The sequence below is a fragment of the Furfurilactobacillus sp. W61-4 genome, from assembly GCF_057545565.1.
On record NZ_BAAJNZ010000003.1, the window covers coordinates 154,675 to 179,330 of the forward strand.

A 24,656-nucleotide genomic window follows, 5' to 3' on the forward strand; every position below is an offset into this window, starting at 1 on the left:
TATGTCATAATAAATCCAAAGACAACCTCGGAGGAGGAACTGAAAATTGAGTAAAGAACGCTTAACCGCTTTCACAGATGCAGTTCTTGCCATCGCTATGACTATTTTGGTCTTAGAGCTTAAGCAACCTGAAACAGCAACTTGGGCCGCAATTTGGGCTCTCAGGCAGAGCTTTATTGCTTATTTCATTTCATTTACTGCCTTGCTGGTGATGTGGAATAACCAACATCACATTTTCCAACTTGTTCGTAAAATTAACGGTGGTGTCTTGTGGGCTAACGGATTCATGTTATTTAGTGCATCATTTTTCCCATATGCCAGCAAATTTGTCGATGAGCACTTTAACGCTTTCCCAGCCGAATTTTTCTATGGAATCGTTTTTATTTTGCTATCTATCGGCTACTTCACCTTGGAATGGGCCTTGGTTTTAGCGGATCCAGATAACAAAAAATTGCGTTACGCCATTTCACGTCCTGGTAAAATTACGGCTTACATTTTGATCCCATTGATCGGCATCGGGATCGGCCTTTGGTGGCCGCCAATGATTTTAATCAGTACTTTCTTTGCCATTTTAATCTGGTTTATTCCTGAGCGCCGGGTGGAAGAAGAACTCAATCATCTGGATCATGATTAGACTCACCGTTCAGCCGGGCTAATTGACCAGCAAACTCTGTCTTGTGTTGGGCAATTAGCCGAATTGAACTTTCACTATCATCAACGCGCTCACCGTGTTCACTTTCATCCAAACCAAGATATTCAGCTGCTGGTGTCACCCGCATTGAAATAAACCGCCGCAAGCTGATGACAACCGCTGTACTTGCCACCGCCACTAAAATAACCGTCAACCCAGTGCCTAACAACTGACGGCCAAATAACTGCCACCCACCACCATATAGTAAGCCATTATGCGAAATTACCGGATTGATCTGACGCTTGGCAAAAACACCAGTTAAAAGTGAACCGGTAATGCCGGCGACACCATGACAGCCGAAAGCATCTAACACATCGTCAATCCCAATTTTGGCTTTTAAATAATGAACAAAGCCATAACTTGCTAACGTGGCCAGCATTCCGATCCAAAAGGCCCCAGCCACCGTGACATAACCAGCGGCGGGTGTGATCCCAACCAGACCACACAACGTTCCTGTACAAATTCCGGTAAGCGATACTTTACCACCGCGTAATGACATTTCAAGGATCAGCCAAACAACCATGGCGGTCGCCGTGGCCACGGTTGTCGTTAACATAGCAGTCACAGCCACCTGATTAATGGCTAATGCACTGCCCGCATTGAATCCATACCAACCTATCCATAAGATCGCTGTCCCACACAATACCCACGGTAAATTATACGGCTGCGCCTCATCTGTTGATTGAGTCGTTTTTAGCCGCGGTCCCAGAAAAGCCGACAAGATATAAGCCGTTATCCCGGCATTAATATGGACAACTGTCCCACCAGCAAAATCAAGGACGCCTAGGCGAGCTAACCACCCATGCGTACTCCAGACCAGATGCACCATTGGGTAATACACCAATAAACTCCAGCAGATAATAAAAGCAAGCAGAAAGTTAAAACGAATTCGACCGACCACTGCACCAACAAATAACGCTGGCGTAATGATGGCAAACATCATTTCAAAGAGGAAATATAACCCTTCGGGAATGCCGGTCGCAGTGAGCTTAGTTAAAGAAACACCATGTAGAAAAAAGTGATTGACCCGACCAATTACACCAACAAAGTCGCCGTTAAATGCCAATTCATAGCCCACAGCAATAAATAATATAATTGCAATTCCACAGATAACAAATACCGACAGCATTGTATTCACAACGTTACGTTTGCTGACTAATCCGCCGTAGTAAAAGGCTAATCCCGGCGTCATGAATAACACTAAAATGGTTGCTAAAGCCATAAAGGCCGTATTGGCTGCATTCATCTAACCACCCTTTTCTAATTCTCTCTTTGCCTATGGTTGAGCAGTATAGGAGTCGTTTTACGACCTGTAAAGGCCAATTTTGTAATTGGTATAGGTGAATGTTAGCTTTTATGACACATGTTTAAGCTCATTACTCCTTCATTGGTTGTTAGGTTAGTTTTCCCGCCGAAATGGCTTTAGAAAAACTTATCAAGTTTGTCAAGAAACAAAGTGACTGCTAAATGAGCTATCTGACAAAAAATCCAAAATCAAAGCTTTATTCCCCGCGCCAAGTCGTCCGTTGCGGCTGGATCTCAGGTCAGCCTAACTCAAATGATGCTAAAAAAACGGGATCTGCGCCGTATTCACCTCGCTTACAGCGAAGTTTTCGACGCATATCCCGCCCATAAATCCAATAGATCATCACCGCTTTATCTTGTGTCAATTGCCTGACGCCGACGCCACTGAATCTGTGCGATAAGCCCACACCACCACAGCCAGATTAATTAGCACTAAACCTGTCGTCATTAAAAATACATATCGATAATCTAACACCCCAGCGACTCCAGAAGCCAACATTGGGCCAATCACCGAACCAATTGCTTGTGCGGACTGATTATAGCTAAAGATTCGGCTCACCGCCTCTTGCGGTGTATTGAGTGTCATCACTGTTTGTGTCACTGGCAGTAACGCGGCATCGGAAATTCCGACCAAAAAGCGCAGAATCCCTAGCATCATCACCGTTGTTACAAAGAACATCGGCAAGAAAACACACCCACAAAAGATCAAGCCGGCCACCAAAACCCGTTGCGGTCCAATCCGATCACCCAAAGCTCCTAGGCGTGGCGCAGCAATAAGCGTTGCAATCCCTGGTAAGGCGGCAATTACCCCGCTGGCCAAGGCAATATTTCCTTGAGCGTGCATGAGTTCTTTAACAAATAAACTGATGATCGGGTTAATAGAGGTTGTCGCCCCTTGAATGAGCATTGAAGAGATGATCATCGCCCACACGATCCGGACATGTTTGATCCCAGCAAAAGCACTAGTTTTTGTCCCAGCTGTGCTTGGATCTGCTGGTGTAAAGTCTTCCTTTACAAACAGTCCAGTGACGATTGATGCAATTAACATCAGCAAACCAAAGATGAAAAAAGGAATGCGAAACCCAAATAACCCAGCGATATATCCGCCAATAATCGGCCCAACCAGTTGGCCGCCCACCGCTCCGGTTGTCAACGTGCCCATCGTCTTGCCGCTTTGTTCCATTGGCACCTCACTGGCAATTAGCGCGTAGGCGTTATTAATGTACCCAGAAAATGCCCCCTGAATTAAACGCAGTCCAATTAAAATCCACACGTTAGTTGAAAAACCAGTCAGGGTTGCGGTAATTGTCATCCCCACGGCAGCCCGCATGAGCATTGGTTTGCGACCAGTTCGATCGGCCAATTTACCCCATAACGGCGAAACAACTGCTTGACTTAAAAACGTGACCGAAAAGGCTAGTCCTGCATAAAGTGTTAATTCCCACTTAGGATAGTGACCCATTTGACTAATAAATAACGGCAAAAACGGCAAGCTCATGCTGGCACCTGCACCGGTTACAAAGTTACCGATCCATAGTGCGTACATATTTTTTTGCCATTGTGCCAGTTGCTTGTGTTGCATGTTGTTTGCCACCTATTTTCCATTGATAATCATTACTATACCACGGGGCCCTTGTTCACTAATTCAAACCAACCTCGCCAACAGTTTGGCGGTTGATATAAATTTGCTTGTGAAAATAAATCCGTTTTCTTCATGTGTATTTTGATATGACGGGTTTAAAATGCAAAAAGAATGCGTTTACATTTTTCACAATAAAGTCTATGCTTAACCCATCTTATTCTGAAAGGAAGTTTTACTTGTGACTCAGCAGCACAAATTAAGGACCATTCACGGTTTAGTATTGATTAGCTCATTATTGTTAGTGTTTGTTCTCACCGCCTGTGGCAAGACAGCAGCGACAACAAATGACAAGGTAGCGACCCAAAAAACATGGACGGTCGCCACTTCCGGGACCTTATATCCAACTTCATATCACGAAAGTAAAGGCAGTGCGTTGACCGGATACGACGTTGCCGTTGTTAAGGCCGTTGCTAAAGGACTACATAAACAAGTTAAATTCAAGGAAATGGATGTTGATGGGATGCTAACGGCCGTTAATAACGGCACCGTTCAAATGGCCGCCAACGATTTCGGCATCAGTAAACAGCGTGAGAAGCAGTTTGCACTATCAACCCCTTATAAATATAGCTTTGATAGCATGATTGTACGAAAAGATGACGACTCAGGTATCCATCGTTTTGCTGACCTTAAAGGTAAAAAGGCCGCCGGTGAAGCAGGCACCAATTATCAAAAACTGGCCAGTCAATTGGGTGCTAAACAGGTCAACTACGATAATGTTTCCAATGACGTTTATTTGCGAGATGTCGCTAATGGCCGCACCGATGTGATTTTAAATGACTATTACCTGCAATCCATGGCCTTAAAGGCTTTGCCAAACTTACCATTAACCATCCCGAAGAATCTGTACTTCACCACTCAAGATGATAAAAACGGCACCGGCATTTTGATGAAAAAGAGTAATTCAAAGTTACAAAAAGAAGTTGATCGTGAAATCAAAAAGCTGAAAGCTGATGGCACGATTGCTAAGTTATCTAAAAAATTTTACGGCGGCCAGGATGTCTCTAAACGCCCAACCGTGAAAACAACCTACATCAGGATTAAGTGAGTTCGCTCATGAATCAATTACTATCCTGGCTAACGATCCCCAATTTTTTTAATGCTCATTTTGCTTGGCACGCGTTACCGTTTATTTTGGGCGGACTGCCACTCACCGTTGAGTTAACCGCGGTCAGTTTTACTGGTGCCCTTATTTGGGGGCTCATTTTAACGTTAGGTCAACTCAGTTCTCGGCGGATCATCCATTGGTTAACGCGCACCTACATTTCCTTTATGCGTGGCGTACCTGCCTTGGTGCTGCTATTTATTCTATACTTTGGCCTGCCATACACTGGCATTCAGCTTAATGCCTTCTTAGCGGCAGCAATTGCCTTCATTTTAAACGCCGCGGCCTTCGTTTCAGAAGTTTTTCGCTCAGCGTTTATGGGCGTTGCTGATGGGCAGTGGTCAGCCAGTTATTCATTAGGCTTCTCTTACACCAAAGCGATTCGCTACGTCATCTTACCGCAGGCCTTTCGAATCGCGATTCCTGCACTAGGAAACATCCTTCTAGACATGTTTAAAGGTACTTCGCTCGCGGCCATGGTCACTGTTTCGGAAATGTTCATGCGGGCCAAGATCGAAGGTGGCAAACAATTTGATTACATGACCGTGTATCTGTTAGTTGCCCTCATCTATTGGGCCTGCTGCTCTGGACTCACGGCTGGCCAGGCCTGGCTAGAAAAACGTTTGGCGATCCCGACAAGCAATTAATCGTTGGCGGCCAATACAATATATATCGTGTTTACAATCTAAATAAACGCAGGACGTAAGCCAATCGATGACAGCTTAATGCTGCTCACCTATCAACTTATATCCCGCGTTTATTTGTCTTAAACCAAATTTACTGGTTAATTTTCTGTTTCTCGCCATAATCGTTCAAACGTTTGAACGATCGTTGAGACGGTGAACCCATATTGTTTAACCACTTCAGGTCCTTTGCCACTCATGCCAAATTCATTGACACTAATGTTAGTGCCATGCAGACCCGTGAATTCACCCCAGCCAAAGGCGCTGCCCATTTCAATGGAGATCCGGCGAGATACATCTGGTGGCAACACACTTTCCCGGTATTCAACAGATTGGGCTCGGAATCGCTCCATACTTGGCATGGAGACAACTGCCAAATCATAGGATCGATCTCGCAACTGTGCTTGTGCTTCGATTGCCAAACTAACTTCAGATCCCGTGGCAATTAAGATACCATCAGGTGTCTGACTTTTTGCTGGGGAAATAACGTATGCCCCTTTTTCGACATTAGCCGCACTAGCATAGCTCAATTGAGGTAGTTTCTGCCGTGTCAAAACGAGAACGTTAGGCCGGTCATTAATTTTACTGATCGTTTGCCAGGCTCCCAACGTCTCCGAGGCATCAGCAGGCCGGAATACATTCACATTTGGAATGCTTCGCAAAGCCGCCAATTGTTCAACCGGTTCATGTGTTGGTCCATCTTCCCCAACTGCTAATGAATCGTGGGTAAAAATAAATGTAGTCGGCAATTTTTGAATGGCGGCCAATCGAATTGCGGCCTTCAAATAGTCACTAAAGACGAAAAAGGTGCTACCGAATACGCGACTGCCACCATGTAACATGATCCCGTTAAGCGCAGCGGCCATTCCGAACTCCCGGACACCAAAGAAAATATTACGCCCTTGTGGTGACAGTGCTGTAAAGTCCCCAACGTCGCTTAAAAGTGTCTTGTTTGAGGAGGAAAGATCAGCAGCGCCACCCCAAAAGTTTTCATTGTGTTTGGCGATCTGTTGGATCAAATCTGCGTTGATCACTCGCGTCGCTGTTGGTGTCGCGTATTTTCGTTCGTCAACCGTTACCCCTGTCATGTCTAATGTATTCACAGTTAGCCGCTGCGCTTGGTCAGGAAATCTGGTGGTGAAATCAGTGAACATTGTTTGCCAAGCATTGTACTGTGCCAGTTTATCGGCCATTTCGTCGTGATAAGTTTGATAAATTGAATCTGAAATTTCAAAAGGCTGGGAAGACCAATCATAAAAATGACGCATTTGGGTCAAATTAGCCTCACCAAGTGCGGCACCATGAACTTTATTGGTGCCGGCTTCGGGTGTCCCATAACCAATAACTGTTTTGACTTCGATTAACGTTGGCCGGTCATTTTTCTTGGCACGGATCAAGGCTTGGCTAATTGCCGCCAAATCATTACCATCAAGCACCTCTTCGTAATCCCACTGGGCCGCTTTAAAACGATCACGAACGCTATCAGTCGCACTTAACGCTAACGGGCCATCGAGAGAAACGTCATTAGAATCATACAATACAATCAATTTATTCAAGCGTTTATTCCCGGCCAAATTGATCGCCTCATGACTAATTCCCTCCATGAGATCTCCGTCACCAACGATGGCATAGGTGTAATGGTCAATCACGTTATAACCAGGACGGTTAACCATCGCTGCTAAGTGTTTTTCGGCCATCGCCATCCCAACAGCCATACCCAATCCTTGTCCAAGTGGACCCGTCGTTGCATCAATTCCTGGCGTTTCCGTCACTTCAGGGTGTCCCGGCGTAACCGAGCCAAGTTGACGAAATTGTTGCAAATCAGAAATTTCGACCCCAAAACCATTTAAGTGAAGCAAACTATAAAGCAATGCTGAACCGTGTCCGGCGCTTAAAACAAAGCGATCACGATTTATCCATTTAGGGTCATGCGGATTAAAATTCATTAATTTCTCCCACAGAACATAGGCCATTGGTGCAGCGTCAATCGGTAGTCCTGGGTGTCCACTATTCGCCTTTTCAATCATATCAACACTTAAAAAACGAATCGCATTAACTGCATCTTGATCTGAATCAGTAAAAATCATGATTAACTCTCTTCCTTTCAAAAATGGCCCGGCAAGAGGGACTTTACCGGGTCAATAACGCGAGTGACTATTTAGCAGCGGCTTTATCACGGCCGTTTAAGATCGCGCTAAGGACTAACACGACTGCCAAGAAGCCAAGAATCCCAATAACGATCGCAACCGTACCAAGATGACCGAGATTACCAAGCAAGATTCCTGGTACTAAATAATCTGTATCGGCGAACGTAGACGCTGCCAGTTTCAGCGTGCCCAAAACCGGTAGAATAAAGAGTGGCAACCAACTAATGATCAAACTATTCACGGATGCGCCGATAATTGCACCCCGACGGCCGCCGGTTGCGTTGCCATATATTGCCGCTGCGGCACCACAGAAGAAGTGACCGACCACACCGGGAATAATCACCGTGGTGTGTAATGCGATCATGATAAACATGCTGATTGTCCCAACAATAAAGCTGGTAAAGAAGCCAATTAACACAGCATTAGGTGCATATGGGAAAATAATTGGCACGTCCAAAGCCGGTTTTGAATTTGGAACCAAACGTTGCGCTATTCCCTGGAAAGCTGGCACAATTTCGGCTAAAATCATGCGAACCCCTTGCAGTACGACCACAAAGCCCGCTGCAAATGTTCCTGCCTGAACGAGTGAGTAAACCAAATAATTCGTTCCCGCACTCAACTTTGTTTCGACAAAATGAGGACCCGTGACGATGGCCAATGCCAAATAAACAACACCCATTAACAACGTAATCGACACTGTCGAGTCCCGTAAAAAGCTTAATCCCTTAGGCATCTCGATGTCTTCGGTACTTTTTTCTTTATTACCAAACCACTGTCCCATCAGGCCAGCCGTTGCATAACCGATGTTCCCAGTGTGCCCCATAGCAACCTGATCACCACCGGTGATTTTTCGCATGAAGGGTTGACATAAAGCTGGGGTGACTGTTAATAATGTCCCTTCAAATATGCCGCCTAGCAGAATCGTTTGCCACCCAGTACCTAACTTGGCGCTTACTAAAATCACAGCTGTCAGACAAGACATGTACAGCATTGCCTGGCCCGTTAAAAAGATGTACTTAAAGCGTGTGAACCGGGCAAGCAAAATATTTACGATCATACCGACCAACATAACTAGCGCCGTTGTTGAACCGTATTTCACTAGCGCAATGGCCACCACGGCTTCATTGCTTGGTACAACCCCTTGAACGTGGAGTGCAAACTGAAACATCTTAGCAAATGGTGTCAAAGAGGCACTTAAGATGCCAGCACCGCCTGTCAGGACTAAGAATCCTGCAAAGGTTTTGATTGTTCCTTGAACCACTTCTGTTGTTTTTTTCTTTTGTAATAACAAGCCTAGCATCGCAATCAATGCCACCAGAATTGCTGGTTGCGTCGCGATGGAGACGAATAAGTTCAGTACACTTTTCATAATTAATTTTCCCCACTAATCATGTTGGATCTGATTACGATCCAACACATCATTGACGTGATCTGTTGTTTCCTTTTTATCGATTAAGCTCTTCAACAAAACAACACGGTCTTTTGGAATACTACTCAAAGCATCGGCCAATGTCGATTCAACAAAAAAGTAATCAGCAGCGTCGGCAGTAGCACTACCGACATCTGAATGATCAACGGTAATGTTGTTTGCATCTACATCAACGTTTTCATCTTTTAAAATTTGCTGGACGTTCATTTGAACCATAAAGCTGCTACCAAGACCGCTTTGGCACACTGCTAGAATTTTCATTTTGATTCCTCCGTTGTGTCGTCGATAGTTGCAATGACTTTGATCAAATCATCAACCGACGTGGCTGTTTTCAAAGCATTAAGTGCTGTCTCATTAGTTAATAACATCATCAATTGTCGAATAACTTGCAAATGACTCTGATTATCAACCGCTGATAAGACAAACCAGAGTGTGACCGGATGATCCGCATTAACTAAATTGACCGACTCCGTTGTTTTGAGTAGTGCCAAAGAAATTCTATTCGACCCATTTTCAGGCCGAGTATGAGCTAACGCCACATGATCACCGATGTTAATGTAAGGGCCCTCTTCATCAACAACCTTGATCATGGCATCGACATATTTAGTCGTGACACTATTGTTTTCAACCAACGGCTTCGCAGCCAATCCAATGGCCTCCTGCCAGGTTAATGCCTCTCCAGAAATCAACTGAATTGTCTCTCGATTTAATAAATCGCTGAGCATTCCTTCGCCTCCAATAATTGATGGTGCACTTATCGTATCATTGATGAAAACGCTAACAAGTGCAATACTTACACTATTGATAGTGCAATTTATTCACCACAAAAGTAACGTTAGCTTGGGGAGATCGTGACAAATGATTAACTATACAAAAATTAAACACGGCAATGACCTTTTGAACTTTCTTATCGAGCAAAGCGACTATGCCACAATTGATGATTTAAAAGTTCAATTGAATCTATCGCGAAGAGGCGTCTTTTACGTTTTAAAACGCGTTAATGAAGCACTACTTGCAGATGATTTAGAACCTGTCACCAATATTCTAGGAGCCGGATATTACATTCAAAGTGAAACCAAAAAATCGTTGCTTGAGCACTTCTCAGATGCTCAAGCAACGATTGATCAACTATCGAAACATCAACGCTGCCAACTAATTATTTGGGAACTGATTAATCATCAAGCGCTCTCGTTAACTCACTTGGCGGCACGCTTTAATGTTTCAAAACACACGGTGATCTCTGACCTAAGACAGGTCCGGCAAACTTTAGCCACTCATCGCTTAGAAATTGTTCAAGGTACCACTGGGAAGTTTCTTGCTGGTTCGGAAATCACCCAACGAAATTGGGTTTTAGAAGCCTTGAACGATCGAAGCTCCATTCTATATAGTCAAATTGATATTAATCCGTCACGATTAATTGCAATTAACACAGAAATTCATAAATTAGAAAAAATAACCGGCAACTATTTCACCGATGATGCTTTATCCACACTCGATGAGTTTATTCTGTGGTTTTTAGATCGCATCAAGGATCCACAAAATCAACTACCAGATTCACCGTCGAGAAGAACTACCGTTGATTCCTCATCAATCGACTGGTCCATTAACTTTCTTGCCGCTAATGATGTCCAAAATTATAGCGAGGCTTATTTTCTGGGTCGCATTATTAACACGAGTCAATTTTACCGCGTGAATAAAACTGACGGCCTAATACAAAGAATTTTCCCGATTGCGCGCGAGATAATCGACCGATTCAATGCTGCCTCCAGCGCCAGCATTTCCCCTGATAAGCTTGAATTAACCTTATCCACTCATCTATTATCAGCTTTTTATCGGTCTAAATTTATGATTCCTTATCATCACCCGAACTTAGAGCAAATCACTGAAGGGTACCAAGAACTATTTTCTTTCACCAAATATGCAATTCGCCCATTTGAAAAATTTATTAATGGCCAACTTAGTGATGATGAAATCGCCTTAATTGCGCTCTATTTTGGTGGTGAACTCCGATCAATTGAAAATGAGCAAACTGTTCAAACGGATGTTTTAGTGGTCTGTTCAAGCGGTATTGGTACCTCATATATTCTACAACAGCAGTTAACCCAACGATTTCCAAACATTGCCTTCTCACAACCACTCAGTGTTTTCCAATTTAAAAATCACGACTTGGATCATATCAAACTCATTATTAGTACCATCAAATTGACCGTCCCTCTAGAAATTCCGGTAGTAACCGTATCTCCGCTGCCGAACCACCGCGATTGGGAAACGATCGGTAAGGCTCTAGTCAACGCTCATTTATCAGATATCAACTTTAATGAAGCCCGAATAAATGCTTTACTCGATATCATCAGTAACTACGCGCGAATCGAAGACTTTGATGGCCTAACGGGCGCACTGCATGGTTATCTTAATCAATCCAAACATCCACACCAAGCTGAAACTGATGAAACATTAAGCAGTCTGCAGCGCCTGCTGCCAACAGCCCACATTAAATATTCAACTGATGTTTTGTCTTGGCAGCAGGGTGTCAAAATTGCGCTTAGTCCCTTACTACATGATGGCCTTATCCATCCCCATTATTTAGAGCAAGTGATTAATCTAACTCAAAAAAACGGGCCCTATATGGTGCTAGGTGATGGTATTATGTTAGCTCATGCCACACAGAATGATGGTGTCAACGATTTAGGAATGAGTCTACTGCTTTGTCAGCATCCAATGACGATTCAAATTGAAGGTCATACCCCTGCGAAAAAGATTCAACTAATCATTGGTCTAGCACCAGTTGATGCAACATCACATCTGGCCGCACTTTCGCAGCTGCTTCAGAAAATTCAAGACGTGGCTTGGGTTAAGGCAATTAAAGCGACTCACTCAGTGGCCGAAATAAGTCATTTACTCGAAGTCGCCCAGATATAATCGGTTGCAGACTTTTGCACACAACACGTGCTTTTTGGAGTAAAATGTAACAGTTCTCACAAGTCATCACCACGCCCGTTTAGAGGCCTTAAAGGAGTTTGCATACATGAAAAAAGCGCTGATCTGGGGTAGCCTGTTAGTCGTTCTGGTTGTGACATTAGCTGGTTGTTCGTCGAAGCCCAAAACCAAGGCTAAACCAATGGTTAAAAATCCATACGAGAAAAGTGAAATGATCATGGGAACAATTTGTACCTTATCAATTTACGATAAGGGCAAAAAAGATGTGATCAATAAAGGTTTTAAAGAAATTCACCATATGGACGATGAATCAACGTTAACCCGAGGTGGTTCCCAGCTAGACAAAATTAACGATAATGCTGGGATCAAACCAGTTCGAGTACCCGATGATTTCTATCCGATGGTTAAAAAGGCCCTATCCGTTTCCGAGAATTCTGAAGGTAGTTTTGACATGGCCATTGGTGCCGTTACCAATTTATGGAAAATTGGTCTACCTGGTGCACGCGTTCCAGCGCAGTCAGAGATTGACGCTGCTTTACCCCTCGTTGATTATCATGATGTTCAACTTAACGATAAGGAGCAGACCGTTTATTTAACGAAAAAAGGGATGCGCCTTGACTTTGGTGGAATCGCCAAGGGCTATATCGCCGATCAAGTCAAAAAAGTCTTTAAGAAGAATGGTGTCACTTCCGCCATCATCAATCTTGGCGGCAATATCATTGTCATGGGTCACTCGCCAGAAGGTCACAATAAGCCGTGGACGGTTGGCATTCAAAACCCGGTTAAGCCTCGTGGCGATGCGGTTGGCACCATTAAAGAAAGTGACATGTCGATCGTGACGGCTGGAACCTACGAACAATATTTGATGTCTGGCGGCCATAAATACATTTATCTTTTTGATGCCAAGACCGGTTATCCTTATGAAAATAATTTAGCTAGTGTGACTATTGTTTCAAAGAAATCCATTGATGGAGATGCCCTATCAAATGCCGCTTTTGATAAGGGCTTAACCGGTGGGCTAGCGTATATGAATCAGAAGCAAGGCATACAAGCCATTTTCATCACGAACGAAAAGAAAATTTATGTAACTGATGGCCTAAAAAAACGGTTCAAGCTTGATGCCAGCACTGGCTACACGATGGGCAACTGACCAAATACTCATTAGCAACAAGCAGCATTTGAGACAAAGCTAAACAGTAAATTTCACTTTCCAACCAAAAACAAACGCTCAAAGTCAAAATTGGACCGCTTAAAAACGAGCTTCGCATGAATTCATCATCATGCGAAGCTCGTTTTTATGGCATCACTGCCTACTTATAGTCACGCAACGCTTTTAATTTCATATTTTAAGACTGCTTAATGTATTCAAACACTTGTTGACCAGCCTGGCGACCAAAGATTACGGTCTCAGCAATCGAGTTTCCGCCAATCCGGTTGTTTCCATGAAGACCGCCAACGACTTCCCCGCCGGCAAATAATCCAGTGATAACTTGACCGTTCTCATCAAGAACCTGTGTCTTATGGTTCGCCCTTACGCCACCCATTGTGTAGTGAACCGCTGGTGCAATGTGAATCGCGAAGAATGGTCCTTCGGTAATTTGTCGGTCCATCCCCGTCGTTCGTGACCATTGAGGATCCTCATTTTCATCCACAGCCGCATTCCAAGTGGCGACCGTGTCAGCCAATTGCTCGCTAGGAATTTCTAACGACTGCGCTAATTCAGTCAAACTATCGCCAGTGACCACTAAACCAATACTATCGTAGAATTCAATTGCCTTGACTCGGTCACGAATGCCTTGATCAAAGATCAAATAAGCGCTGTGCGCTGGCAATGCAGTTATGGCATTAGAAACGACTTTTCGCGTATCTAATTCATTGACAAAACGTTGTCCCGCTGCATTAACTAAGATCGCCCCTTCACCACGAACGGCTTCACCAATTAAAAAGGCATGGGGATTATCTTGCTGGACAGTGGGGTGCACCTGAATTTGGTCCATCTGCACAAGCGCCGCGCCTGCCGCCTGAGCCAACTTCAGGCCGTCACCAGTTGCGCCAGGTTGATTGGTTGTCTTGTAACCCTTCAAATCCGGACGGTAAGTTTCGATCATTGATTCGTTCGCACCAAACCCGCCCGTGGCCAAAATAACAGCGCCTGCATTAATCTGCGTTTGCGCGCCATCTGGTAAAGTAACCGTCACCCCATTGACAGTGTCAGCCTCATCTTTATTCAAACGAGTCACCGTCACTTCAGTAAAGAGTGGTAATTGCTGATCCTGAATTTGCTTGAGCAACTCGGTCACGAGAAATCCACCAATCGGCGCCATGCTCGCGGGGCGATGGGTCCGCATCTTACTCATTCCCCCAGTAATGGTAATATCTTCAAGCCGAATTCCATGATCAGCTAACCAATCAATGGCGAGTGCAGCATGTGTACTGAAATACTGGAGTAGATCTGGATCATTGAGATTGCCGCCGCCCTTGAGGGTCTCGTCATAAAATTCTTCATAACTATCGACAACTCCATGATGTAATTGAACGTTTGTCTCAGCTGCATTCATTCCGGACGAGGCCCGCGTTGTGTTGCCGCCAATTTTAGCCATTTTCTCTAAAATGACGGGCTTTAATCCCAGTTCGTGCGCCTGTAAAGCGCTAACCAAGCCAGTACTGCCAGAGCCGATGATCACCACATCATAATGTGATTGCAATGTGTCAATACTGCTTGGTTGAAACTGAAATTTTTCGGCCATGAGATTACCCCTTTTCACTTTTGCTTCAGCATATTTGTGCTTTAATTCACTTATTGTAATTGACGGCGTATCACCGTTCACACCCCACATCATACTGATTGACCCCGGCTATAGTCAAACGGTTGTGAAACAATTACTTTTATTTATAACTCACGACCTCAACAACCCTCTTACTCGGTTGTCGGCTCTTTTTTAACCACCATCACGTTTGCCGTGGCTCGATTGACGACATACCCAGTAACTGACCCTAAGACAGCCTGACTGAAAGCATCTAATCCAGTTGCTCCAATCACAATCAGATCAATTTGATGTGCTTGTGGATAATCAATCGCAATCGTTTTTTTAACGTTGCCTTGAACCAAATGATTTTCCACATTGCTGACGCCTTTTTCTGATAACTGAACGACCTTGGCCTCTAGATAGCGTTTGCCTTCCATAATCATATTGTTATCAAACCCTTTAACGGCTTCACTCACGTCGACTGCAGCTGATGCAAATGCTGGATTGTAGACCCGGATTAAGTGCAGGCGGCTGTCAAATTGCTGGGCGATGTCGGCAGCAACGGACAATGCTTGTTCAGAATTTTCGGACCCATCTAAAGGAACTAAAATTTGTTGTGGTTTGAAAGTCATCATCGTTTCCTCCAATCGTCTTTGTATGCGTTTCCATCATCAATATACTTTATTTTTAGATCAGATACCAAATCTTTCATTCGTTAGACTAGTTTTAACTAAATATGCGATAATGGAAGCGATTTCAAATAAAAGATTAGGAAGATTTTACGATGGAGTTTTCACCTTACTTAACGTTTCATGGTCAAGCCAATGCAGCGCAACACTTTTATCAACAAATTTTAGGCGGTTCGCTCATTGTCCAGACAGCTGGGCAATTGTTTGGCGAAGCCAGCGAAAAAAACGCTGATTTGGTTGTTCACAGTGTCTTAACGGTAAATGAACATTTCAAAATTTCAGCCTTGGATGTCATTCCAGGCGCCCCAGAAGTTCAACCTGGTCAAACTGTCTCAATGGGTCTTCACTTTGATGCTCTCGAAGCGGCCAACGAACTCTTCAGTCAATTAGCAACGCACGGCCACGTCATCATTGCCTTTACAGTCAAAGAATGGGGTGGCTCATTCGGAGTTGTCGACGATCAGTTCGGCGTTCGTTGGAATATTGATGCTTAAAAAACCACCGTCGCGATAAAGCCGAGACGGTGGTTTTTAAAACTTCAAATTGCCTGACTAATATAGTTCACTTACTTGCTTTTGAACAAACTCATGATTTAAGAATTCGTCATAATTCGTTTCGGCACGTTCAACAATCCCTCGGTCACTGACTTCAATTAGATGATCGGCGATTGTGGAAATAAATTCATGGTCATGGGACGTAAACACCACGGCACCTTTGAAGGCAATGAGACTGTCGTTCAAAGCGGTAATAGATTCCAAATCTAGATGGTTGGTGGGATCGTCCATCAACAAGACATTGGCTCGGCTCAACATCATTTTTGATAACATGGCCCGAACCTTTTCCCCACCTGACAAGACATTAACTTCCCGCAACACATCTTCTCCGGAAAATAACATTTTGCCTAGGAAGCCGCGAAGAAAGGTGTTGTCATCCTCACCTTTTGGTGCATATTGACGCAACCAATCTAAAATTGTTAAATGGCTATCCGCAAATTCACTATTGATGTCCTTGGGCAAATACGTTCTCGTGGTCGTCTGTCCCCAGGTCACTGTCCCTGTATCTGGTAATATTTCCCCGGAAATAATCTGCATCAATGTCGTCGTGGCCAAATCTGAACGACTTAATAACGCTGTTTTTTCATTTGGACGGAGTGTAAATGTAATCTGATCCAGTACTTTCACCCCGTCGATGGTCTTTGATACACCGTCTACTCGTAGCAGATCATTACCAATCTCCCGATCTGGCGTAAATTGGATGAAGGGATATTTTCGTGACGACGGTTTGATGTCATCTAGTGTAATCTTATCTAATTGCTTCTTCCGTGAAGTCGCCTGTTTGGACTTCGAAGCATTTGCACTGAAACGAGCAATGAAATCTTGTAGTTCCTTAATCTGCTCTTCTTTTTTCTGGTTGGCACTGTTCCGCAGTTTTGTTGCTAAGGCGCTACTTTCCATCCAAAAGTCGTAATTTCCAACGAACAATGTGATTTTACCAAAATCCACATCACACATGTGCGTACATACTTGATTTAAAAAATGGCGGTCATGAGAAACCACAATCACCGTATTCTGATAGTCTGCCAAAAAGTTTTCTAACCAACTGATCGACTGAACATCCAGACCATTTGTCGGTTCATCTAACAATAGAATATCAGGGTTACCGAATAACGCTTGGCCTAGGAGTACTTTAACCTTTTGCGGTTCGGTCAGCTCACTCATTTTTTGTTGATGCATGGCTTCATTAATGCCGAGTGCCTGCAACAGCTGATTAGCCTCAACCTCCGCGTTCCATCCATCCAGTTCTGCAAACTCTGCTTCTAATTCCGCCGCCTGCATCCCATCCTCATCGCTAAAATCAGCTTTGGCATACAAGGCCTCTTTTTCGCTCATGATCTCATATAACCGTTGATGACCACGAATAACGGTATTCATCACCGTTTCATCCTCAAAGGCAAAGTGGTTTTGGTTTAAACTGCTCATTCGTTCATTAGGCCCAAGGCTAACGGTCCCGGTTGTCGGCTTGAGCTCACCTTCAATGATCTTTAGGAAGGTGGACTTGCCAGCACCGTTTGCCCCGATCACGCCATAACAATTGCCCGGTGTAAATTTTAGATTAATATCACTATAGAGTTTATGAGTGCCAAACTGCATACTGACGTCGTTAACTGTTAACATAACTACCTCGTCTCTTTAATAAAAACCAGCCGCGCTAAACATCCGCACGGTTGGTTCTCTAACTGATGTTTACTTGTCGTCTTAGCCTATCATACTTTTGACTTTACGTCATCAGCGCGAGAGCAAAGCATAGTCAGCTTCATTAAGCCTCATTCAACTTCTTCAGTCGCATCACTTTGACGGTGATAGAATGCCATGACGCTTCTGGCTATGGGTTGCGCTATGAAACCTTCGACAATAAACGCAATTGTGAAATTACGTGGCCAGATTTGAAAGAAGTGATGAATCGGGGTCATCGTGATCTGTCGTGTGCCAATCCATGTACCGAGAACAGTTAAAAATAGGGACATCAAGAACACTTGGCACATGGCCCGAATTAGCATCGTCGCCTTAAATGGTGTGCCTGGTTCCAAAATCAAGTTTGCCAGCTGGCCACTCGGTTTATCTGTTAAGAAGACTAGCGCAATGACAAATAACCACAAGAGTGGAATTTGCTGTAGAACTCCCAGCCAATGACTCATTGAAAATCCAATCTCTAAACCGGTGATGAGCGGAGCGATGATGTTTACCGATAGAACTGAAATCACTAACATAAATAACGCTGTTTCTTTAAAACTGTGTGGTAACCGTTGTTGAAATTCCAAAATACAGACCTCATTCCTTAAATTTTAAGCAAAAAAATTCAGCACAAGGAGAGAGAAATCCTTGTGCTGAACCATTATACGCACGCTTATTAGGGTTTAAATGTACCATAATTTTGCGAGCCTTCGCTAGTGAAAATTCAATTTTTACCAAACCGGGTCAACTATTGCTGGTTGGCTGTTTGGACGATCGAAGTGAGATAATTGTTGGTATCAACTAGGGTTGCTCCAGACACAACATCCGCTTTTTTACCTTTGTTGTCGTTAACCGTGTTCGTTAAATCACTCGCTGTTTTACCCGCAGCAAATTGATCGATCGCCTTAATCGACTTCATCCGTGATTGAGTTGATTTAGCTTCTTTCTTCATCAGTGCTGAGTAGCCCTTATCATTGGCCTGCTTGGAAATAAGCATCTGACCACTCTTGTAACCTTCTTTACCAAACTTCGCGTTACTATTGGGTACACCAGTGAAGTCTTTGCTTCCTTTTTTAACAAATTGGAATTCGTCAATGCTCGTTGCGGCAATCTTGTCGCCACTCATCGCCACAGTAGTGACAGCAAATGCCTGTTTACCATGCGGCGCCGTGTCCATCTGCTTCAAAACAACGTTGTCATCATCTACTGTGGTCCCTTTAGTGGTATAACCTTTTTTGGCTGCATTAGCAATTGCTTTAACATAGCCATTCGTGCTGGCCAATGTGGCCCCTGAAATCACTTTCTTTTGCATGGCTTTATTTTTCTTGGTGGCACTTAGCAACTGACTAGCAGTTTTGCCTTTAACATAGTTTTCAATAGCTGTCATTGAATCAGCACGAGATTTAGTTGCTTTAGCGTTCGTCTTCATCAGATCAGAGTAGGCGGCATCGTTCGCATTCTTTGAAATTAGCATTTGTCCGCTCTTATAACCCTTGCCAAAGTCGCTATTGCTATTCGGTACACCTGTAAAGCCTTTACTACCCTTCTTCACAAACTGAAATTCATCAATTTTGGCAGCTAAGATTTTATCGCCCTTCATGGCCACCGTCGTTACAGCAAATGATTCGTTGTTATGTGGCGACCCCTCAAGTTGTTTCAGGACAACCTGATTGTTATCATCTGCATTAACTCCCGTCGTTGGAATCAAAAACAAGGAACTACCCATTGTTACTGCCGCTGCTAAAGCTGCTGCTTTCATACCTAGCCTTGCCATAATAAAACTCCCCTCATTTGTGAAAACAATTTCAAATTTAATACGAGTTCATTTTATCATCACAGGTTCGTTTTTCCTAGTCTTTTTGTAAGCGCTTACTAAAGCGAAGTCAGCAAGGATGGATCACAATTTCACCAAAGCAACGACTCGATCTCTTAGTTGCATATAAATTACTAGTAATCTATTATTAAAACGTCCCTGAAGCTACCAAACGATCTTGTTCCAGCAAGGAGATTTTAAGCATGACGGATTACTTTCAACAATTGCGTCAATCGATCCATACTTTGAACCAAACGCAAGATCAGTTCAAAGAGCACTTCTGGCAAACTGCCATGAATGAATTTAAAGACCAATTACCAGCTGCGACAATTGTAGAACTTGAACATTTGCATCTCAATCATTCAGAAATGCAACTGCTCGGTTATATTGACCAAGCCCCCGATCAAACACTAGCCTATCAAGTCTTAGTCACCCAGATTGATTTTTCCCAAGGGTTACTTTCTAGATACATCAAACGTTTAGAGACGGCGGGACTAATTAACCGATTTCATCCGGATGATAACAAAAAAGCCGTCTTCATTCGGATCACGGCACGTGGCCATTTGATTGCACCCCTTCATACGCAGATGCATGAGGCGGAACGGCAACGTTATCAGACCGTTTTAGCTCAATTTAACGAAGATCAACTTCAAATAGCGGTTAATGTCTTGTCAGCGATGGCTGACGTCAATCTATCCGACAGACAATCTTAATTGTTTTCAGCACCCAATCTAAATGTTCGCATTTTACTGATTAATTCTCCATAATGGGGGCACTAAGCATTATAGGAGGTTCATGATGACGACAATTTATGATTTTAAAGAAACCGAATTGAGCGGCCAACCGCTTGATCTTTCGGCCTATCGTGGCAAAGTTGTTTTAATTGTGAATACAGCAAGCAAATGTGGACTAGCCCCCCAATTAAAAGGGTTGGAAAAGCTATACCAAGATTATCAAGACCAGGGCTTGGTTGTGCTCGGTTTACCTTCAAATCAATTTCATCAGGAGTTAGCAGACGCTTCTGACATCAACGACTTTTGCCAAGTTCATTACGGGGTCACGTTTCCAATGACGCAAAAGATCCAGGTCAACGGTGACCAGACCGATCCGCTATTCGTTTATTTAAAGCAAGCTTCAGGTCATGGTCGAATCAAATGGAACTATACCAAATTTTTAATTGGTCGTGATGGTCACCTCATTAAACGATTTGCGCCAACCACGACCCCGGAAAATATGGAAGACAGTATTATCAACGCATTAGAGACCAATAAATAAAGCGATTTCCCTAAAAAGGAAATCGCTTTTTGATTGACTAGTCATGAAAGCTAATTCATTGCAATGGAAAACTGATCCGCGGCTCGTTGATCAACGGGCGTTACGCGTTGACGTAAAATTGTTTGCCACTGTGTATCTGGTAAGGTGGTGATGTCATTTAGATAGAGTTCTCGATGAGCGCCTTCTGTCTCGTCGATTGCAAATGGACTCTCCGTAACAAATGCCTTTAATTGTTGTACGGTGGTCGCATCAGGCAGACCAACATGTCCAATTTGCGCCTCTAGTCCTTCCTCAAACCGACCATATTTAATCTGTCCCACCACCGAATCGCTTTGTGCTAATTGATCAATGGCCTGTTCAACAGCCGCTGCTGGCATGAAGTTCGGATGTTTCATCAGCATCTGGTAGTCTCCATGAGGTTCACCAACGTTGCCTACCCAGCTAACATTCAGCGGATAGTGAACATAGTTACGGAAATCATTAATTTCGATATGATGCTGTGGTGCTTCGGTTAAATACTGTCCCAATGCTAGCATCGCTTTGGCTTGTGTCATGAACGCTTTACTATGTTCATCGCCTGTTCCTGACAACATAATATAATTCCGTTCGCCTAATTGGACGACAGATCCTTGCGTGACATCATGAGTATATTCTTCGGTTTCCATCTTTGACCAATCAAATAAAAACGCCATGTCGACATCTCCTCACACTCTTGATGAGGTCAATGTAACACATGACGTTTTTTTAACGTTGAAATAGTCCTTATAACATTCATCATCTTGCGATAGTTTCACGTGAAACACACTCAATAAGTACGAATTCGTGGCGGTTTGTAGTTTTCTATAAACGACCAAATTTCTGGCAGTGAATCAGAGAACAACAATTTATCCCGATCAGTTTGTGTTAAAAAGCCAGCAGCCACCATCTGATCAAACATGACCTTTAACGGGTCATAGAACCCGTCAACATTATAAAAAATGCACGGATTTTGGTTGGCACCAATTCTTGTCCATGAATATGCTTCTGAAATTTCCTCTAACGTACCTGGTCCACCCGGCAATGCAATACATGCCTCAGCTTGAGCCATCATCTGCTGTTTACGCTGTGTCATGCTTTCAACGATCGTCAGTTCAGTTAAATTAGTCGCTGCCGCCCCGCGCTTAAACAGCGCCTCGGGCATAATGCCATGAACACTTCCCCCATCAGCTAAGACCACCGCTGCCAAGCTACCCATTAGGCCAACTCGCCCGCCACCATAGACTAAATTTAGCTGATGATCGACCAGCCAATGGCCTAGTTTTTGTGTTGCCGCTTGATACACTAACTTGTTACCAGTGGAAGCCCCACAATACACTGCGACATATTTCATAATGTCTATTCCGCCTTCATTTAGTTATAAAAAAACTATCCGCCGCATAACGACAGATAGCTTTCTTGTTGAGTTAGTCTTTAGTCTCGGCCTCGGCGGCTAGATCTTTAGGATCAATTGACTTCAACCGATCCGCTAAGTCAAACATTGCCGTCCGAGAGCTAACATAGGTCTGATCATCAAACCCCAACAAGCTCTGGCAGTCCGTGACCTGTGAATAAACTTCATCACGCTTTGATTTAGCCATTGGTGTTAGACGGACGATCACTTGCCGTTCGTCAATCTTTGAACGGGTCCGTTTTACCCAGCCATTTTGTTCCAACCGCCGTAATAGTGGTGTTAAAGTACCACTATCAAGGTTCAAGCGAGACCCAATTTCATTCACCGTAAGCTTATCATGTTCCCACAAAGCGCAGAGCGCGATGTACTGGGGAAAGGTTAAATTATATGGCTTTAACGTTTCAATATAAAAGTGGTTGAATAATTTATTTGCGTTATAAACTGCCACACAGAGTTGTTCATCAATTAAGCGTGGCTTGACTTCTGGATTCGATGCCATTTTCGTGCCTCCGTATTTACTTGAGTACAATTTACTGAGTACTACTGTAATAGCTATACGTTAGCACATTCAGTCACTAAAAAGCCAGTCTTCTGACTAATCTGAAATCGTTCTAAGGAACAAGTTGTAAAATTCTGTCATGCCTTGTTATTAAAGGGTTTTCAGCCAATTAAAGATCGCAATAGAACCTTCAATTCCATTCTTAATTGTCAAAAAATGGGACCTAAGTCATGTGACTGCACTTGCCGACTTAGATCCCAGTTATATCACTATTTAATGTACGTATATTTGTAGTTCCATTGAGTCCCTGCCGTATTATGAATAATGCCATGCACATTCTTTTGCTGCAGATAAGCATAATTGGCTTGATACAGAGGTGTAAAACTTTGTACTTCATTGAGTCGCTGACTCGCACTCACCAAATCTTGCCAACGGCGATCTGGGGTATTCGCATCAGCTCCTTCCGCGCGACTAATCAGTTCATCGTACGTTTTATCTGACCATTTACCATAGTTATAGGCGGTGTTACTCTGGGGAATTTGCAGGAAAGTGATGGGGTCATTAAAATCACCACCCCAACCGGACAGGCTTACGTCAAAATCACCTTTTTGCCCCTGTTGGTTCGCTGCTTTGCTTGGAATAGATCGAATATTTAGCGTGAAGTTTGGTAACGTTTTTTCCAGTTGGCTCTTCAAGTATTGGGTCACCACGCTGCTTGAGGCATCGTCATCAGCAGCTAGGAGGGTCAAATGGACTTGCTTCTCACCAATTTCTTTCAATCCAGCTGCAAACTTTCTTCTGGCTAGGCTCGGATTATAAGTGACAGTGTCTGGAACTGCTTGTTCATCAGCAAAGTCACGTCCATTTTTCGGATCATGAGCTAGCCCACCTGGGACAAAACCAGTTGGTACCCGCGACCCGTCGCCTAACACCTTCTCCGTCAATTGTGGTCGATTAATGGCTAATGCAACGGCTTGACGAATATTTTGATTATTCGTGGCTTTATTATTAGTTTCATCCGGGTCATGAAAATTCCACTTCAAGTAATTGATTAAGGAATAGGGATACTCTTTGAATAATGAACTATTCCGATAATTCTTGACCTGTTGATTCGACAGCAACGTTAAGCTCAACTTTTTTTGCTGAAAGATTTCAACGCCGGTGGTCGGATTGCCAAGCACCTGATAGGTAATCTTATGCAGCCTAACCGCTTTTCTGTCCCAGTATTGATTGTTTTTAACAAATTGCCAGTGATTACCAGTGCCATTCCAGTTAACTAATTTAAACGGTCCGCTATAAGCCATGTACTGAGCCTTAGTTGCGTACTTTTTACCGTATTTCTCAACGACCCGTTGATTCTGCGGGGCAAACAACGGATAGGCCATCAATAGCTTGAAATATGCAATCGGCCGGTCAAGTTGCACAACTACGGTCTGAGAATTCGGCGCGCTAATGCCCAATTTTTTTGGCGATATCCGCCCTTGATTAACAGCAGTCGCATTTTTTATCCCATCAAACAAATAGGCGTATTGTGACTTGGTCGCCGGCGTTAAGGTTCGCCGCCACGAATAAACGAAGTCCTTCGCTGTTAAAGCATCTCCGTTGCTCCACTTCAAACCGGGGCGCAGGTGAAATGTGTACATTTTACCATCCGAACTTACTTGAACCGATTTTGCTAATCCTGGTGTGAGTTTCCCTTGTTTGCCTAATCGATAGAAACTTTCATAAATATTCCCGGTTTGACCGTAACCCGTCGCCTTCGCTAAATCAATCGTGTCCAATGGCGCTTGTGCTGCTAATCGTAAGGTTTGTTGATCACTGGCACTAGTCTTTTTTTGACCACAAGCAGTTAATACAAGCGTCAATAAACCGAAGATGGCTACTATCAGAAGCGTGCGTGTTTTAAATGGTTGTCTTCTCATCTTATTTTTCCCCTCTAGACGTTCTTGAAATTCAAGTGTGGGCGCTAGTCATTAAAATGAAGACAACAAAAAACGGCCTTTGCCCACACGCGGACAAAAGCCGTTACACAATTTT

At 43.7% G+C, this 24,656-nt stretch carries 23 protein-coding genes; 8 read left to right on the top strand and 15 right to left on the bottom strand.

The window, feature by feature from the left end; genetic code table 11:
* The first annotated feature begins 46 nt into the window (after nucleotides 1-46).
* Nucleotides 47-634 (top strand): TMEM175 family protein, encoded by a 588-nt coding sequence (locus AC27FN_RS05015; RefSeq protein ID WP_487166917.1) that lies wholly within the window; start codon nucleotides 47-49, stop codon nucleotides 632-634.
* Here AC27FN_RS05015 and AC27FN_RS05020 read toward each other — a convergent pair.
* Complete coding sequence (locus AC27FN_RS05020; RefSeq protein ID WP_487166918.1) at nucleotides 612-1,937, bottom strand: ammonium transporter; 1,326 nt, start codon at nucleotides 1,935-1,937, stop codon at nucleotides 612-614. The genes AC27FN_RS05015 and AC27FN_RS05020 overlap by 23 nt on opposite strands.
* Before the next feature lie 420 nt (nucleotides 1,938-2,357).
* The gene (locus tag AC27FN_RS05025) at nucleotides 2,358-3,578 is read right to left on the bottom strand and encodes an MFS transporter (RefSeq protein WP_487166919.1); all 1,221 of its coding nucleotides are present in this window, start codon (nucleotides 3,576-3,578) and stop codon (nucleotides 2,358-2,360) included.
* Between the two features lie 238 nt (nucleotides 3,579-3,816).
* On the opposite strand from AC27FN_RS05025, the gene AC27FN_RS05030 reads away from it, so the two are divergent.
* Together AC27FN_RS05030 and AC27FN_RS05035 are read left to right on the top strand one after the other, a co-directional pair.
* A complete protein-coding gene (locus AC27FN_RS05030; protein WP_487166920.1) occupies nucleotides 3,817-4,683 on the top strand; it encodes a transporter substrate-binding domain-containing protein in 867 nt (288 codons plus the stop codon).
* Between the two features lie 8 nt (nucleotides 4,684-4,691).
* The gene (locus tag AC27FN_RS05035) at nucleotides 4,692-5,387 is read left to right on the top strand and encodes an amino acid ABC transporter permease (protein ID WP_487166921.1); all 696 of its coding nucleotides are present in this window, start codon (nucleotides 4,692-4,694) and stop codon (nucleotides 5,385-5,387) included.
* A gap of 137 nt (nucleotides 5,388-5,524) precedes the next feature.
* Here the strand turns inward: AC27FN_RS05035 and tkt are convergent, their stop codons facing one another.
* From tkt to AC27FN_RS05055, 4 genes are all read right to left on the bottom strand, one after another.
* The gene (gene tkt / locus AC27FN_RS05040) at nucleotides 5,525-7,510 is read right to left on the bottom strand and encodes a transketolase (RefSeq protein WP_487166922.1); all 1,986 of its coding nucleotides are present in this window, start codon (nucleotides 7,508-7,510) and stop codon (nucleotides 5,525-5,527) included.
* Between the two features lie 67 nt (nucleotides 7,511-7,577).
* Nucleotides 7,578-8,939, bottom strand: a complete 1,362-nt coding sequence (gene ulaA / locus AC27FN_RS05045; protein ID WP_487166923.1) for a PTS ascorbate transporter subunit IIC — start codon at nucleotides 8,937-8,939, stop codon at nucleotides 7,578-7,580.
* Nucleotides 8,940-8,954: 15 nt separating this feature from the next.
* Nucleotides 8,955-9,260, bottom strand: a complete 306-nt coding sequence (locus AC27FN_RS05050; protein ID WP_487166924.1) for a PTS sugar transporter subunit IIB — start codon at nucleotides 9,258-9,260, stop codon at nucleotides 8,955-8,957.
* Nucleotides 9,257-9,724, bottom strand: coding sequence for a PTS sugar transporter subunit IIA (locus tag AC27FN_RS05055; RefSeq protein ID WP_487166925.1), 468 nt, complete (start codon nucleotides 9,722-9,724; stop codon nucleotides 9,257-9,259). The genes AC27FN_RS05050 and AC27FN_RS05055 overlap by 4 nt, the downstream gene beginning before the upstream one ends.
* 133 nt (nucleotides 9,725-9,857) lie before the next feature.
* On the opposite strand from AC27FN_RS05055, the gene AC27FN_RS05060 reads away from it, so the two are divergent.
* Both AC27FN_RS05060 and AC27FN_RS05065 read left to right on the top strand, forming a co-directional pair.
* Nucleotides 9,858-11,918, top strand: coding sequence for a BglG family transcription antiterminator (locus AC27FN_RS05060; RefSeq protein WP_487166926.1), 2,061 nt, complete (start codon nucleotides 9,858-9,860; stop codon nucleotides 11,916-11,918).
* Nucleotides 11,919-12,024: 106 nt separating this feature from the next.
* Nucleotides 12,025-13,086: an FAD:protein FMN transferase gene (locus AC27FN_RS05065; protein WP_487166927.1), complete on the top strand. Its 1,062-nt coding sequence runs from the start codon at nucleotides 12,025-12,027 to the stop codon at nucleotides 13,084-13,086.
* Between the two features lie 196 nt (nucleotides 13,087-13,282).
* On the opposite strand, the gene AC27FN_RS05070 is transcribed toward AC27FN_RS05065, so the two are convergent.
* Nucleotides 13,283-14,683, bottom strand: a complete 1,401-nt coding sequence (locus AC27FN_RS05070) for a flavocytochrome c (RefSeq protein ID WP_487166928.1) — start codon at nucleotides 14,681-14,683, stop codon at nucleotides 13,283-13,285.
* Nucleotides 14,684-14,853: 170 nt separating this feature from the next.
* A complete protein-coding gene (locus tag AC27FN_RS05075; RefSeq protein WP_487166929.1) occupies nucleotides 14,854-15,318 on the bottom strand; it encodes a universal stress protein in 465 nt (154 codons plus the stop codon).
* A gap of 149 nt (nucleotides 15,319-15,467) precedes the next feature.
* On the opposite strand from AC27FN_RS05075, the gene AC27FN_RS05080 reads away from it, so the two are divergent.
* Entirely contained in the window at nucleotides 15,468-15,866 is a 399-nt protein-coding gene (locus AC27FN_RS05080) for a VOC family protein (protein WP_487166930.1), read from the top strand.
* Nucleotides 15,867-15,923: 57 nt separating this feature from the next.
* On the opposite strand, the gene AC27FN_RS05085 is transcribed toward AC27FN_RS05080, so the two are convergent.
* The 3 genes from AC27FN_RS05085 to AC27FN_RS05095 form a co-directional block, all read right to left on the bottom strand.
* On the bottom strand, nucleotides 15,924-17,546 hold the full coding sequence (locus AC27FN_RS05085; RefSeq protein ID WP_487166931.1) for an ABC-F family ATP-binding cassette domain-containing protein: 1,623 nt from the start codon (nucleotides 17,544-17,546) through the stop codon (nucleotides 15,924-15,926).
* A 149-nt stretch (nucleotides 17,547-17,695) separates the two neighbouring features.
* A complete protein-coding gene (locus AC27FN_RS05090) occupies nucleotides 17,696-18,190 on the bottom strand; it encodes a DUF2798 domain-containing protein (protein ID WP_487166932.1) in 495 nt (164 codons plus the stop codon).
* Between the two features lie 161 nt (nucleotides 18,191-18,351).
* Nucleotides 18,352-19,377 (bottom strand): hypothetical protein, encoded by a 1,026-nt coding sequence (locus AC27FN_RS05095; protein ID WP_487166933.1) that lies wholly within the window; start codon nucleotides 19,375-19,377, stop codon nucleotides 18,352-18,354.
* Nucleotides 19,378-19,619: 242 nt separating this feature from the next.
* On the opposite strand from AC27FN_RS05095, the gene AC27FN_RS05100 reads away from it, so the two are divergent.
* Both AC27FN_RS05100 and AC27FN_RS05105 read left to right on the top strand, forming a co-directional pair.
* The gene (locus AC27FN_RS05100) at nucleotides 19,620-20,129 is read left to right on the top strand and encodes a MarR family transcriptional regulator (protein WP_487166934.1); all 510 of its coding nucleotides are present in this window, start codon (nucleotides 19,620-19,622) and stop codon (nucleotides 20,127-20,129) included.
* 82 nt (nucleotides 20,130-20,211) lie between these two features.
* Nucleotides 20,212-20,691 carry a glutathione peroxidase gene (locus AC27FN_RS05105; protein WP_487166935.1) on the top strand — a complete coding sequence of 160 codons (480 nt, stop codon included), beginning with the start codon at nucleotides 20,212-20,214 and terminating at the stop codon, nucleotides 20,689-20,691.
* A 50-nt stretch (nucleotides 20,692-20,741) separates the two neighbouring features.
* On the opposite strand, the gene AC27FN_RS05110 is transcribed toward AC27FN_RS05105, so the two are convergent.
* From AC27FN_RS05110 to AC27FN_RS05125, 4 genes are all read right to left on the bottom strand, one after another.
* Complete coding sequence (locus AC27FN_RS05110) at nucleotides 20,742-21,383, bottom strand: hypothetical protein (RefSeq protein ID WP_487166936.1); 642 nt, start codon at nucleotides 21,381-21,383, stop codon at nucleotides 20,742-20,744.
* A gap of 113 nt (nucleotides 21,384-21,496) precedes the next feature.
* A complete protein-coding gene (locus tag AC27FN_RS05115) occupies nucleotides 21,497-22,060 on the bottom strand; it encodes an LOG family protein (RefSeq protein WP_487166937.1) in 564 nt (187 codons plus the stop codon).
* A gap of 73 nt (nucleotides 22,061-22,133) precedes the next feature.
* Nucleotides 22,134-22,619: a MarR family winged helix-turn-helix transcriptional regulator gene (locus AC27FN_RS05120; protein ID WP_487166938.1), complete on the bottom strand. Its 486-nt coding sequence runs from the start codon at nucleotides 22,617-22,619 to the stop codon at nucleotides 22,134-22,136.
* A gap of 269 nt (nucleotides 22,620-22,888) precedes the next feature.
* The gene (locus AC27FN_RS05125) at nucleotides 22,889-24,541 is read right to left on the bottom strand and encodes a peptide ABC transporter substrate-binding protein (RefSeq protein WP_487166939.1); all 1,653 of its coding nucleotides are present in this window, start codon (nucleotides 24,539-24,541) and stop codon (nucleotides 22,889-22,891) included.
* Nucleotides 24,542-24,656 lie beyond the last annotated feature (115 nt).

What these genes read in the sequence shown, in the direction of transcription:
- AC27FN_RS05080 (WP_487166930.1), top strand. Translation starts at nt 15,468, where the DNA reads ATGGAGTTTTCACCTTACTTAACGTTTCATGGTCAAGCCAATGCAGCG.
- AC27FN_RS05115 (WP_487166937.1), bottom strand. Translation starts at nt 22,060, where the DNA reads ATGAAATATGTCGCAGTGTATTGTGGGGCTTCCACTGGTAACAAGTTA.
- AC27FN_RS05050 (WP_487166924.1), bottom strand. Translation starts at nt 9,260, where the DNA reads ATGAAAATTCTAGCAGTGTGCCAAAGCGGTCTTGGTAGCAGCTTTATG.
- AC27FN_RS05055 (WP_487166925.1), bottom strand. Translation starts at nt 9,724, where the DNA reads ATGCTCAGCGATTTATTAAATCGAGAGACAATTCAGTTGATTTCTGGA.
- tkt (WP_487166922.1), bottom strand. Translation starts at nt 7,510, where the DNA reads ATGATTTTTACTGATTCAGATCAAGATGCAGTTAATGCGATTCGTTTT.
- AC27FN_RS05020 (WP_487166918.1), bottom strand. Translation starts at nt 1,937, where the DNA reads ATGAATGCAGCCAATACGGCCTTTATGGCTTTAGCAACCATTTTAGTG.
- AC27FN_RS05125 (WP_487166939.1), bottom strand. Translation starts at nt 24,541, where the DNA reads ATGAGAAGACAACCATTTAAAACACGCACGCTTCTGATAGTAGCCATC.
- AC27FN_RS05060 (WP_487166926.1), top strand. Translation starts at nt 9,858, where the DNA reads ATGATTAACTATACAAAAATTAAACACGGCAATGACCTTTTGAACTTT.
- AC27FN_RS05065 (WP_487166927.1), top strand. Translation starts at nt 12,025, where the DNA reads ATGAAAAAAGCGCTGATCTGGGGTAGCCTGTTAGTCGTTCTGGTTGTG.
- AC27FN_RS05075 (WP_487166929.1), bottom strand. Translation starts at nt 15,318, where the DNA reads ATGATGACTTTCAAACCACAACAAATTTTAGTTCCTTTAGATGGGTCC.
- AC27FN_RS05025 (WP_487166919.1), bottom strand. Translation starts at nt 3,578, where the DNA reads ATGCAACACAAGCAACTGGCACAATGGCAAAAAAATATGTACGCACTA.
- AC27FN_RS05035 (WP_487166921.1), top strand. Translation starts at nt 4,692, where the DNA reads ATGAATCAATTACTATCCTGGCTAACGATCCCCAATTTTTTTAATGCT.
- ulaA (WP_487166923.1), bottom strand. Translation starts at nt 8,939, where the DNA reads ATGAAAAGTGTACTGAACTTATTCGTCTCCATCGCGACGCAACCAGCA.
- AC27FN_RS05085 (WP_487166931.1), bottom strand. Translation starts at nt 17,546, where the DNA reads ATGTTAACAGTTAACGACGTCAGTATGCAGTTTGGCACTCATAAACTC.
- AC27FN_RS05100 (WP_487166934.1), top strand. Translation starts at nt 19,620, where the DNA reads ATGACGGATTACTTTCAACAATTGCGTCAATCGATCCATACTTTGAAC.
- AC27FN_RS05120 (WP_487166938.1), bottom strand. Translation starts at nt 22,619, where the DNA reads ATGGCATCGAATCCAGAAGTCAAGCCACGCTTAATTGATGAACAACTC.
- AC27FN_RS05110 (WP_487166936.1), bottom strand. Translation starts at nt 21,383, where the DNA reads ATGGCGTTTTTATTTGATTGGTCAAAGATGGAAACCGAAGAATATACT.
- AC27FN_RS05070 (WP_487166928.1), bottom strand. Translation starts at nt 14,683, where the DNA reads ATGGCCGAAAAATTTCAGTTTCAACCAAGCAGTATTGACACATTGCAA.
- AC27FN_RS05105 (WP_487166935.1), top strand. Translation starts at nt 20,212, where the DNA reads ATGATGACGACAATTTATGATTTTAAAGAAACCGAATTGAGCGGCCAA.
- AC27FN_RS05095 (WP_487166933.1), bottom strand. Translation starts at nt 19,377, where the DNA reads ATGGCAAGGCTAGGTATGAAAGCAGCAGCTTTAGCAGCGGCAGTAACA.